Genomic DNA, 254 nt, shown 5'->3' on the forward strand with positions numbered 1-254 from the left:
GTTATCGGTATCGTTGATACCAACTCTAACCCTGATAACGTTGATTACATCATTCCAGCAAACGATGATGCTATCCGTGCCGTGACTTTGTATGTAACTTCTATGGCTGATGCGATTATTGCTGGTAAAGAATACGCACAGACTCAATCAGGCGGCAAAGCTGATCAAGAGCAACCTGTAGAGCAAGCAGCTACTGAAGCAGCACCAGCTGAAGCGGCTACCGAAGAAGCAGCCACTCCAGCAGAATAAATAGC

1 protein-coding gene is annotated in these 254 nt (G+C 46.5%); it reads left to right on the forward strand.

Going from position 1 to position 254, the window contains the following annotated elements; all coding sequences use genetic code 11:
- Positions 1–249, forward strand: a 249-nt coding sequence (locus tag AAEZ22_RS18510) for a 30S ribosomal protein S2 (protein WP_352298533.1), incomplete at its 5' end; no start/stop codon positions are given.
- Positions 250–254 lie beyond the last annotated feature (5 nt).

The sequence above is a fragment of the Pseudoalteromonas sp. 20-MNA-CIBAN-0454 genome (assembly GCF_040308685.1).
In the GTDB taxonomy this organism is placed as follows: Bacteria; Pseudomonadota; Gammaproteobacteria; order Enterobacterales; family Alteromonadaceae; genus Pseudoalteromonas; species Pseudoalteromonas nigrifaciens.